The 10143-nt window shown below is 65.1% G+C and carries 12 protein-coding genes and 3 pseudogenes; 7 read left to right on the top strand and 8 right to left on the bottom strand.

Annotated elements, in window-relative coordinates; translation table 11 throughout:
- Positions 1-895: molybdopterin-dependent oxidoreductase (locus tag VET27_RS05705; RefSeq protein ID WP_526515989.1), on the top strand; the 895-nt coding region annotated here is incomplete at its 5' end.
- 65 nt (positions 896-960) lie between these two features.
- On the opposite strand, the gene VET27_RS05700 is transcribed toward VET27_RS05705, so the two are convergent.
- Positions 961-1290: a cupin domain-containing protein gene (locus tag VET27_RS05700; RefSeq protein WP_526515987.1), complete on the bottom strand. Its 330-nt coding sequence runs from the start codon at positions 1288-1290 to the stop codon at positions 961-963.
- A 537-nt stretch (positions 1291-1827) separates the two neighbouring features.
- Positions 1828-1959 (bottom strand): annotated as a pseudogene (locus tag VET27_RS05695) (hypothetical protein); the annotation flags it as partial.
- Between the two features lie 89 nt (positions 1960-2048).
- Between VET27_RS05695 and VET27_RS05690 the strand changes: the two are divergent.
- From VET27_RS05690 to VET27_RS05670, 5 genes are all read left to right on the top strand, one after another.
- The gene (locus VET27_RS05690; protein ID WP_526515985.1) at positions 2049-2219 is read left to right on the top strand and encodes a hypothetical protein; all 171 of its coding nucleotides are present in this window, start codon (positions 2049-2051) and stop codon (positions 2217-2219) included.
- 132 nt (positions 2220-2351) lie between these two features.
- Entirely contained in the window at positions 2352-3197 is an 846-nt protein-coding gene (locus VET27_RS05685; RefSeq protein ID WP_526515983.1) for a CHRD domain-containing protein, read from the top strand.
- Between the two features lie 325 nt (positions 3198-3522).
- Positions 3523-3903, top strand: coding sequence for a guanyl-specific ribonuclease (locus VET27_RS05680; protein ID WP_526515981.1), 381 nt, complete (start codon positions 3523-3525; stop codon positions 3901-3903).
- Positions 3900-4220: a barstar family protein gene (locus tag VET27_RS05675; protein ID WP_526515979.1), complete on the top strand. Its 321-nt coding sequence runs from the start codon at positions 3900-3902 to the stop codon at positions 4218-4220. The genes VET27_RS05680 and VET27_RS05675 overlap by 4 nt, the downstream gene beginning before the upstream one ends.
- A 190-nt stretch (positions 4221-4410) precedes the next feature.
- Entirely contained in the window at positions 4411-5046 is a 636-nt protein-coding gene (locus VET27_RS05670) for an FKBP-type peptidyl-prolyl cis-trans isomerase (protein ID WP_526515977.1), read from the top strand.
- Positions 5047-5506: 460 nt separating this feature from the next.
- Here VET27_RS05670 and VET27_RS05665 read toward each other — a convergent pair whose 3' ends face one another.
- Entirely contained in the window at positions 5507-5914 is a 408-nt protein-coding gene (locus VET27_RS05665; protein ID WP_526515975.1) for a hypothetical protein, read from the bottom strand.
- A gap of 115 nt (positions 5915-6029) precedes the next feature.
- Between VET27_RS05665 and VET27_RS05660 the strand changes: the two genes are divergently transcribed.
- The gene (locus VET27_RS05660) at positions 6030-6293 is read left to right on the top strand and encodes a YdeI/OmpD-associated family protein (RefSeq protein ID WP_526515973.1); all 264 of its coding nucleotides are present in this window, start codon (positions 6030-6032) and stop codon (positions 6291-6293) included.
- Positions 6294-6540: 247 nt separating this feature from the next.
- Here VET27_RS05660 and VET27_RS05655 read toward each other — a convergent pair whose 3' ends face one another.
- From VET27_RS05655 to VET27_RS05635, 5 genes and pseudogenes are all read right to left on the bottom strand, one after another.
- The gene (locus VET27_RS05655) at positions 6541-7134 is read right to left on the bottom strand and encodes a hypothetical protein (RefSeq protein ID WP_526515971.1); all 594 of its coding nucleotides are present in this window, start codon (positions 7132-7134) and stop codon (positions 6541-6543) included.
- A gap of 85 nt (positions 7135-7219) precedes the next feature.
- A complete protein-coding gene (gene hslR / locus VET27_RS05650; RefSeq protein WP_526515969.1) occupies positions 7220-7597 on the bottom strand; it encodes an Hsp15 family ribosome-associated heat shock protein in 378 nt (125 codons plus the stop codon).
- Positions 7594-8315, bottom strand: a pseudogene (locus VET27_RS05645) (MBL fold metallo-hydrolase). The gene hslR and the pseudogene VET27_RS05645 overlap by 4 nt, the downstream one beginning before the upstream one ends.
- The gene (locus VET27_RS05640; RefSeq protein WP_526515967.1) at positions 8315-9019 is read right to left on the bottom strand and encodes an LmeA family phospholipid-binding protein; all 705 of its coding nucleotides are present in this window, start codon (positions 9017-9019) and stop codon (positions 8315-8317) included. Before VET27_RS05640 ends, VET27_RS05645 begins: the two are co-directional and overlap by 1 nt.
- A 353-nt stretch (positions 9020-9372) precedes the next feature.
- A pseudogene (locus VET27_RS05635) lies at positions 9373-10109 on the bottom strand (metallophosphoesterase).
- Positions 10110-10143 lie beyond the last annotated feature (34 nt).

Genomic DNA, 10143 nt, shown 5'->3' with positions numbered 1-10143 from the left:
GGTACTCAGCATCCAGACCGCCCGCTCGCTGCACTTCCTGGTCCTGGTGTGGTTCCTGGGGTTCATCGTCATCCACCTGACCCTGGTGTTCACCACCGGTGTTCTGCGCAACCTCAACCACATCTTCGCCGGCCGCGACGCCGGCGACTGGGTGGGATTCGGCATGTTCACCGCCGCCATGGCCGTTGCCGCTGCGGGCTGGGTGGCCGCCACCCCGTTCACGTTGGCCCATCCCCGGGTGGTGCAGCGGGTCGGGTACGCGCTGATCGGCCCCCTGCAGCGGCTGTTCGAACACCTCGATGCCAAACCCGGTGAGTACACCGAGTCCGACATCTCCCCGTACTTCTGGCACAACGGGCAGTACCCCGACTCACCGGAATACACCGCGCTGCTCGCCGGCGATTTCCTCGACTACCGCCTCAAGGTCACCGGCCTGGTGGAACACCCCCTCGACCTCAACTTGGCAGAGCTGCGGGCCTTGCAGGACCACGAGCAGATCACCCAGCACTTCTGCATCCAAGGCTGGTCGGGCATCGCGAAATGGGGTGGGGTGTCGATGCAGACGATCCTCGACCTGGTCACCCCGCTACCGGACGCCCAGTGGGTGGTGTTCTACGCGCTCAGCGACGGACCTGATGACGGGATCTACTACGACGCGCACCCCATCGATCAGATGAGCCATCACCTGAGCATGCTTGCCTATGACATGAACGATGCACCGCTGTCGTTCGGTCACGGCGCGCCGCTGCGGTTGCGCAACGAGACCCAGCTCGGGTTCAAACAGGTCAAATGGATTGCGGGTATCGAGTTCGTCGCCGACTTCGCCGACGTCGGCGGTGGCTATGGCGGCTACAACCAGGACCACGAATTCTTCGGCTACCGCCAAAGCATCTAGCCAACTCCAGCGTCCCGTCAGATCAAATGGCTTGCGCCAGAGGTAATTACCAGGAAAGAGTTGCGCTAGGGCAGTTTGGCGACGGTCAGCAGCACCGCGGAATCCTCTTCCGCGACCAAACTGTGTCGAGCGTCGGGAACCTCGATGAGATCTCCGGTCCGGGCCTCCCACGAGTTCGCCCCGGAGACCAGCCGCACCCGACCACGCAGGACGTAGACCGTTGCCTCGCCGGGGTTTTCGTGGTCTCCCAACTCCGAACCCTGGATCAACGCGATCACCGTCTGGCGCAACACCCGCTCGTGGCCACCCACCACCGTATCGGCGGCACGACCACCATGGGTCGCGGCAAGTTCGAGTTGTTCACGGGCCGAAGCCTCCAGAGAGATCCGCTGCATGCACCATTGCATCCCCCCAGCGACGGCTGAGTCAACCTGCGAGATCAACCGACGAGTTTCGTTGTTGAGTGCGCTCACACGTTAAGTCGCCTCGGCGCGAATATGCGGGAATCGAGTACACGGGTTTACCAGTACAAAACTTTGCAAACCTCAAAAGATCACACCAACGCGCCAAGGGATGATGATCTAGTGACCGGTCGGTCGACAGTGTGGGGCGCGGTGAGTCGACGCGGGTTCGCGCTCGTCGCGCTCGTCGCGCTCGTGGTCATCGCGGGCGGATGGGCGCTGGTGTCGATGCGGTCATCGAATCCAGCGACGACGAAGTCTTCCGACCCGGTTCCGAGTTCGGTAGTGCACACAGGCGTGAAGTCTCCCGGATGGCTGAACAGGACCCCCAGCTGTCGCCCAGCCAGTCGTAGAGGTTGATGGGGCCCCGAGTTGTCGCGGCGGTGAAGTCGGGTGCTTTGTCGCCCAGGTGCGGTGTCATGTCGACCCTTCACTCGGTTGGTTGTATCTGATGGCGCGGCTCGGAGATACTCAAAATGACTGACAATGGCGCGCATTGGCCCGTCGAACAGCATCGTCGAGGACCTTTTGAGCGACGTCGACCAACTTGACGTGCTCGTGCTGACTGATCACACGAAGTCGGCTGAACGCCTCCTTCGAGGTGCCGCCCTGGTGCTGAGGCCTTCAGCCACATCCCGGCAATCGCCAATTCTGCCGCCGCGGACCTCTGGGTCGGCACCCTGATCGTGATCGTGGGCATGCTCCTGCAGCTACTCCTGCCATGGATCCCCGGGCTACGCGACATCCCATGGTTCGTGCCGCTGTACAAGATCATCTACCGCAAGCACTACGCGAAGCACACCAGTCCACCCGCACTGATGACCGAAGGACAGGAATCCCCAATGAAAACCCCAGCTGGATAACAGCTTCTCGTCGCAGTCTCGGCCAACGCGCACATTGTCCGGCAGCTTGCCGTCGCCATGAAACATGGGAGCAGAGTCTTGAAATCCATTACGAGCGTCTCGAAGTCCGTACGGGTTGTAGCGGTGGTGGCTGTGGCCGCCGCGACCGTCGCCGGCTGCGGCTCCAATTCCACCCAATCGTCGACGTCACAAGCATCGACGTCGACGACAGCCACCTCGAGCGTGGTGGCGGGCTCGCCGATCAGCGTGCCACTCACTGGTCAGCCATCGGGCACCGTCGCGCTGAGCTGGGACTCCCAAACCAAGAACGTCACCGCCAAGCTGCAGATGTCTGGCTTTACCCCGGGCAGCAGTCACGCGATGCACATCCATCAGGGCAGCTGTGCCGCTCAGGGCAACGTCTTGGTGCCGTTTCCCGACGTCGTCGCCGACAGCACGGGCGCGATCGACACCACCGTTACCAGCGTGCAGCCCTCCCCCTCCGGTTTAGCACCCGGAACGCTACTGAACATCCATCTAGCTCCGTCCGACCAGTTGGGCAGCCCAGATTCGCTCGGGTACACGCCCATCTCCTGTGCCGACATCACTCCTGCGACATCGACGACGCTGACCATGGCGCCGTTGCCGCAGCCCGGCCAGCACCCGCAGGGTTCGGCGACGCTGACCTACGATCCCGCGAAGAAGACACTCTCCGTCACCACAACCGCCAGTGGCCTTCCCGCCGGGACAGCCCACGCGGTACACGTGCACCTCGGCTCGTGCCAATCTCAAGGGGCGGTCAAGTATCCCCTTGATGATCTGGTTGCTTCGCCAAGCGGTACGGCAGAGGCGACGACGGTCATTCAGAACGTCGATCAGGCGCCACCGGCATCGGGATGGTACGTCAACGTCCACCTCGGGTCGATGAGCCAGATTCAACAAAATGGGCAGCCCACCCTCTACTTCCAGCCCATCATCTGCGGCAACGTGGGCAAATAGCTTGCGATGCTGACCTCTTAGCGTCGCATCGCAGTACGCGCTGCGACTAGGTCCAGCTCGATCGGGCCTGTCGCCCCAGTGGGACCGATCGAATGCGGTCGTCGAATGTACAGAGATGCCAACTGTATTGCGATCGGACAGTCCGCCGCGGTCCTGCAGTACCGCGGCTTGCTGCATCACAAATACAAATACAAACCCGGGAAGATCACACCGACGCGGCAACGGGTGACGATGAGTCGACAGTGGGCCGACGGCGAGGAGCACAGGTGAGTCGACGAAGGTTGGCGCTTGTCGCACTCTGCGCACTAATCGTCATCGCCGCCGGATGGGGGTGCGGACGCATTCATCGAATCCGGCAACGACGAAGTCCTCCGACCCGGCAACAACGGCGGTCGGTGTGCCGACGTGCCCACTGGAGACCTTGCCGCCCGAGGTGGCCGAAACCGTACGGGTGATCCATTCGAATGGTCCATTCCCCTTTCCGCGCAACGACGGTGTGGTCTTTGGCAACCGCGAGGGGCATCTACCCGACCAGGCCGGGGGTTGTTGCCACGAGTACACCGTGATCACCCCGGGTGTTCGGAATCGGTCGACGAGGCACGTCATCACCGGTGGAGCGCCGGTGACTAATCCGCGCCAGTACTTCTACACCGACGATCACTACGACTCCTTCTGTCTGGTCACTGACGAGGGAAGGCAATCATGACGCCGAAGCCAGACTCGGGCGTGCCTCGGATATTCCGAATCGACGGCCGAAAGATCAAGTCGGTCAAGGACTTCTATCGAGAGGTCGGCCGCTCGGTCAACGGCCCCGGCGGATACTTTGGACAGAATCTCGATGCGCTAGCCGATAGCTTGCGCGGTGGATTCGGTACCCCAGAGAATCAGCCCTATGGGTTCGAGTGGCAACACAGCGATCTGTCGCGGCGCTATCTGCAGGACGTGCAGCGAGGGCAGGGCACGTTTTTCGATTCGGTACGGGATGTCTTCGACGATGCTGGAGTCAGGCTGAATCTGCGGTGAGCGACGGTCGCCGGTCTCCCGAAGTCCGATGCCCTGCCAAGGGTGTCCGCCCTCGGCTCCCGACGTGATGCGGTCGGCCAGCCTGATCTGGAGCGTGATTGCCCGGTCAGGGTGATGACGGGTTGCGAGCAATTCGCAGAGAACGGGTGGCCCCGTGGACGGGCTTCGTTGCGGCTGTAGCGTGGCCACCGTGAACTCATCTCGCACGTCCGCCCCCTTCGCGTTCGTGGCATGTGCTGCGCCGCTCGTCATGATGCTCGCCGCGTGCGGCTCCGACGCGGACGCCGAACCGGGCTCGTCCTCAGTCGCTGCGAGCAGCTCGTCCGCCGTCGCTGAACCGAGCCCGTCCCCCGCCGCTGAGACGGCGTCTTGCCCGACGGCACTGCCGGGCAACGGTGGCACACCCGAGTGGACGCTGCCCGGGACCACTGGCAGCGTCGCGGTGACCGGATCGACGGATGCACTGGCGCCGGAGGTCAAGGTGGACGGACCGTTCAGCGTCGCCGAGACCCAGGTCCACACCTTGCAAGCCGGCAACGGGCCGGTCGTTGCGGACACGGCGACGGTTTCCGTCTGCTACATGGGCGTCAATGGACGCGACGGGAACGTGTTCGACAGCAGCTACGAACGGGGTGAGCCGGCGGAATTCCCGCTCGACGGAGTGGTGCCGGGCTTCCAGAAGGCGATTGCGGGACAGAATGTCGGGTCGACCGTCGCGGTAGCAATGGCCCCTGCCGACGGATATCCCGACGGTCAGCCCAGCGCGGGCATTCAGAAGGGTGATTCGCTCATCTTCGCGATCAAGATCCTCGGCGTCTCGGGTTAGTCGGTCGCCGATTGCATCACGGCTGCCCGCTCAGGGTCGGCTTACGGCGGATTCGAGGAGTTCGTTGCGCATGAGTTCGTAGGGACGATGGAAGTCCCCTGCGGCCGCGGGCGGCTCGGTGTGAGCGACAAACGCGTGGACGTCCGTGCTCATGAAGCCCCCAAGGAGGTGAACAACGGACCGAGGACGAAGTCGGTACGTGGGTCAGCACCGGTCGGTATCGCGCGCGCCGACACTACGGTTACCGGCTTCGATTGCAGTGGGGCGATTCCTTCGTCGGGCGGCGAGGGGCCGCAAAAGAACTCATGAGCGTCGCCGCGCGATAGCGCACTCGGGTCTGGCAAGTGCCCATTTCGCGCGATTGTCGTCACCCTGCTGGCCGCCACCTACGGCGACACGCTGGGCCGACTCTCCACGGGAGGTAACCAGTGTCAGTTGCGTTCCGCGGCAATATCGTTCGTTAAGGGCAGGGTGTCGGGATGAAGAGCGACCAGCACCATCCAGGAGGAAGCGGCGGGGTGAAGTTGGGCGGAGGTGGCGGCGGTGCGGGCGGACTGGTTCCTTCCCAGATGTTCTGGGCGACGTTGCCCTGCCCGTGGTAGACGTAGAAGTAGGTGTGGCAGATGTTCGCATCCCAGACCACGGGGTTGACCCGGAGGTTTCCGGTCTGCACCGGCGGGTCTCCTGGGCACCACTGGCACGGGCCGGACGGGCTGTCTTCCGGACATCCCGGCCAGGAACCTAGCGGCATGGGACCGCCGGGAAGGGCCTGGGCGGCTCCTGCGGTCAATCCCATGCCGACCATGGCGATGCCCGCCGATGCCAGGGCGCCGGCGATGATCCTCTTGCGGTTGTGAGTGATGGTCATGATCAACTCCCCTTTTGTGGTTCATTCGTCGCCTCTACCGGCGTCGTTACGGGAAGTACACAACCGTCGGCGTACTACCGATCCCAATAAGGCATCCGGGGTTAACCTGTCCCCCATGAGTGGCCAGCGAGTCCCCGGCGGTGTTGTTCACGCGCTGCCCGCTGACCTGCGCACGGCGCTGATCGCCAACGACACGGCGCTCGATGCCTGGAAGGACATCACGCCCTTGGCGCGCAACGAGTTCATCTGTTGGGTCGAGGACGCCAAGCAGGAGAAGACCAGGGAGCGCCGCATACGTCGGACTCGGGAGGAGCTCGAGGAAGGCCAACGCCGACCATGCTGCTGGCCGGGGTGCAAGCATCGCAAGACCACTGGCTGAACCGTCATGCGGGAAAATCGTTGGTGTCACGAGGAGTTGATGCGCAACGCTCGCCATGCACGCCGATGAGTTCGCCGAGAACGGCTTCCTCAAGGTCGCCGAGGCGGCGCAGCAGTTGTCGTGGACACAGATCGGGTTGGCGCAAGACCACCCCGAGTCCCGGACGAAGCCCTTGGTGTGGGCCGCCGACCTGAGCGGCGAAGTTCCGTGTGTTGCCGGCTGGCATCGGCCTGGCGCCGCTGGGCTACTACCCCGGAGGGGCGGGCACGATAGGCGGCGCTGCCGGATCTACGGGCACCGGCGGCGGTGCGACGTATCCGGGCGGCGGCGGGCCGTTGAGCGGGTAGTACCCGGGCGGCAGGGCCGGTCCACCGGTGTTGGGGGCCGCTTGCGTCGCGGCGGTATTGGACTCGGGGTAGTTCAACGACACGAATCCGGGCGGCAGCGGTGGCGGCGGGCCGGCACCGGGCGGCGGCGGGGCCCCGGCCAGCATTCCATCGGGCGAATCGCCGATGCCGTACGGGTCCTTGGCTTGATGCCAAGCATCCCGGATGAAACCCAGCGGCCCGGAGCCCGACCCGTATTGCGGGTTGGCGATCTCCGGCACCATTGGCGCGCCATTGGGCGGTGGCGCGGGTGCGGCCATCGGGACGTCTCCCCCCGCTACGACTTGCTGGCCGGGAGCTGGCGGCGCGTCGGGAGCCCCTGGTACCGGCGTGTAGGGCGCCTCCGGATCGGCTGCGGCCTGACCGGCCATGGCGAGTGCACCGCCGGTGATGATCACGCCTGCGAACACGATCTTCGCGGCGTCGACGGCTGTGACGCGTCGTCCTTCAGTCATGAAACCCGGGTGTCCTCTCTGATGGCGCACGGTCATCGTCCCACACATCGACTTTGCGTGACCCGACATCGTTTCTGAGATCTGCTCAGCCTTGGCTCGCACGCCATTTGTCCAGCGCACGACGGTCCCGCTTCGTCGGTCGCCCGGCGCCCCGATCGCGGAACGCCACCGGGATGGAGACCGTCGGAGGCGGCGCGGGCGTTCGATCGAGGAAGCACGTGACGGCATCGGCTGCGCCCACTCGCTTCTGGATGACCCTCACCACCTCGACGATCCGCGTCGTCTCCCCCACCCGTGCCCGTACCTCGTCACCGGGCGACACCGTCGTCGACGGCTTGGCCGGCCGATCGTTGATTCGCACGTGTCCGCCCCGGCACGCCGCGGCGGCGTCTGGCCGGGTCTTCGTCAGCCGGACCGCCCACATCCAGCGATCCACGCGGGTCGACTCCACGCCATCCATCATGAACTGCCGGTCGCACCCGGGTGTCTGGCCAGCCAGTCGCACTGTCGGCGCACGAACCCAGCATCGACCATGGCGCCGTGGCCCGGCACGTACACCGCGTCGGGGCCACCGAACTCCAGCACCCCGTCCAGTGCTCGGGGCCATGCGAGCACGTCGGAGTCGTCGTTGATGGCTGGGTCGGCCAACTCCTCGACGAGGTCCCCGCAGAACACCACGGTGCGCTCCATCGGCTTCATCGGCGGGACGACGACGATCAGGTCGTGGTCGGTGTGGCCGCGCCCCGGATGCTGGACGTGGACCACCCGGTCACCCAGGTTGAGGTCGCCTCGCACGAGCAGATGGTCCGGCGTCCTCACCGCGGCGATCGCCCTATCCAGTTCGGCTGGGTCGGCCCCGAAGCCGATGGCGTGTGTGCGAACCTCCGCCAGCCTGTTGGTCAACGCCTCGCCAACTGAGGGGGCGCCATAGTGCTCGGCATCTCCGAACCCCGCCGGTCCGAGGATGTGATCGAAGTGATCATGGGTCATCACGAGGTGGGTGACGACTCCCCAGCGAGAGCCTTCACGTCCTCGGCGATGGCCGACGCTTCGAGAAGCGTTGTGCCGCAATCGATCAACAGGTGGCCCCGGCTTCCCCGGATAAGACCTACTGTGATGTCGAGGAACGGTAGACGGCAGCGGTATACGCCGTCGGACGGTGTTTCCCAGGCGTAGTGCATCACAGTCGCGCGAAGCAGGCGTTGGCGTCGTCTCGCGGAATCGAGGCGTTCTGCGTCGAGAACTTCCCGACGACTCCCGTGGCGGTCACCTCCACGCTGTCGGCGTGAATGCCGAGCGGGTACTGCGCATTCAGCTTCGCGGTGAGCTCATCGAGTGCTGTCTGCACGGTGTCCTTCGCCAGCGGGCCGGCGACATCGACGACCTGCAGGGCGAGGTCGCCATCGGTCACCACCGGTTTCGCCGTGACGGTGATGCTTCCGGCCTCCAGGTTGAGCGTGCCCGCCGCTGCGTCGGTCGTCACCCCGGTGACCAGGCTGCCCACTCCGGGAAGGTTGGCAGCGACGGTGTCCTTGATGCCTGCGGCAGTCCACGTCAACGTGGCGTTGAGAGAACCGATGGTCCCCTTCGAGTCCGACGAGCCTTGCAACCGAACATCCGAAACGGACACGTCGGCCTTCATGCCCTTGGCGTCCTGCACCTGGTTGCCGTCGGTCGCCACCGAGATGTTCGTGTATTGGCCGGTGACGTGCTGCCAGAGGAAGGGCGGATTGACGCCGAACGACACCGTTGCTCCATCCTTGACGACGCACTCGGCGACCTCGACCAGGATGCCGTCCACGCGGTGCCGTGCGTACAGTTCCGCTCCGGCGAGCCCGCCGACGACGAGTGCCACGACGATGATCGCGATGAGGGAAAGCGACAACGGGTCCCGCCACCACGAACGACGCTTCGCCGCCGCCGGCTGTTGGGGGTCCTGACCCGTGCGCGCAAGCGGACCGAGCGGGAGCGGTGGACCGACGGGTCGGGGCGGCAGCTGAATCCGCTCGGTGGGGACGGCGTCGCTTGGACGGCGGAGCCGCTCGGTGGGTACCGCATCGCTCTCGTTCGGACGTTGCCGCGATCGGAACTGCTGCGTCGGAGGTTCCGGGCGCGGAAGCCGCCGTGTTGGAGCGTCAGGGCGGATTGGTTCGCCGCGCTCACCCGGTCGCTGAGGACCCTGCGGCGGTGTCGTCACCACACTGATTCTGCCTCAACGGCGCAATGCCAGGCCCCCACTTACGTTCGAGGCTCGAGGGAGATCACGCTGATGTCCGGCGGCGCGCCGATCCGCACCGGCGGACCCCAGAAACCTGCACCTCGCGAAACGTAGAGCTGCGTATCGTCCACTGCGGATAGTCCGGCGAGCGACGGTTGGACCGCGCGGACGGCGTAGTGGAAGGGCCACATCTGGCCTCCGTGGTGTGCCCGGACAACTGCAGGTCCACGCCGCGTGCGGCGGCCTGAGCCACCTGCACCGGTTGGTGAGCGAGCAGAACCGTCGGCCGCGACGAGTCACGTCCAGACAGGGCGCGGTCGAAGTCGGGTGGATCTGACCTCGAAGCGCGGGCGACGTCGTTCACCCCGGCGAGGTCGAACGCCGCGGTGCCGCGTCGAATCACGGTGTTCTCGTTGCGCAGCGGCTGTACGCCGAGCCTCTCGAGCTTACGTAGCCACGAGTTCGGATCGCCGCCGAAGTACTCCTGATTGCCGGCGACGAAGAACGAGCCTTCCCGGGAGAAGAGATATGCGACCAGGGCAAACCATCGGTAGCCCGGCCAGGCGAACCACCCCGACGAGCTCACCCCGACGACGCGCGGCAGGGTCAACGCCGCGATCAGCAGCGCCGCGAGGGCGGTGAGCACGCTCGTGAGGACCCACCGGATGCGTCGGGACCGAGTCGTGTCCTTGATCAGCCGTTTCCAGACGTACACGTGCATGAGCCCGAGGATCGGGCTCAAGATGACGATGAACATGCACGTCCTTTACCCATTGAGTCAGCGAACCCGC

The sequence above is a fragment of the Mycobacterium sp. genome (assembly GCF_035633495.1).
Lineage (GTDB): Bacteria > Actinomycetota > Actinomycetes > Mycobacteriales > Mycobacteriaceae > Mycobacterium.
Note: the sequence above shows the minus strand (reverse complement) of the source record. Positions and strands in the feature narration are given on the sequence as shown.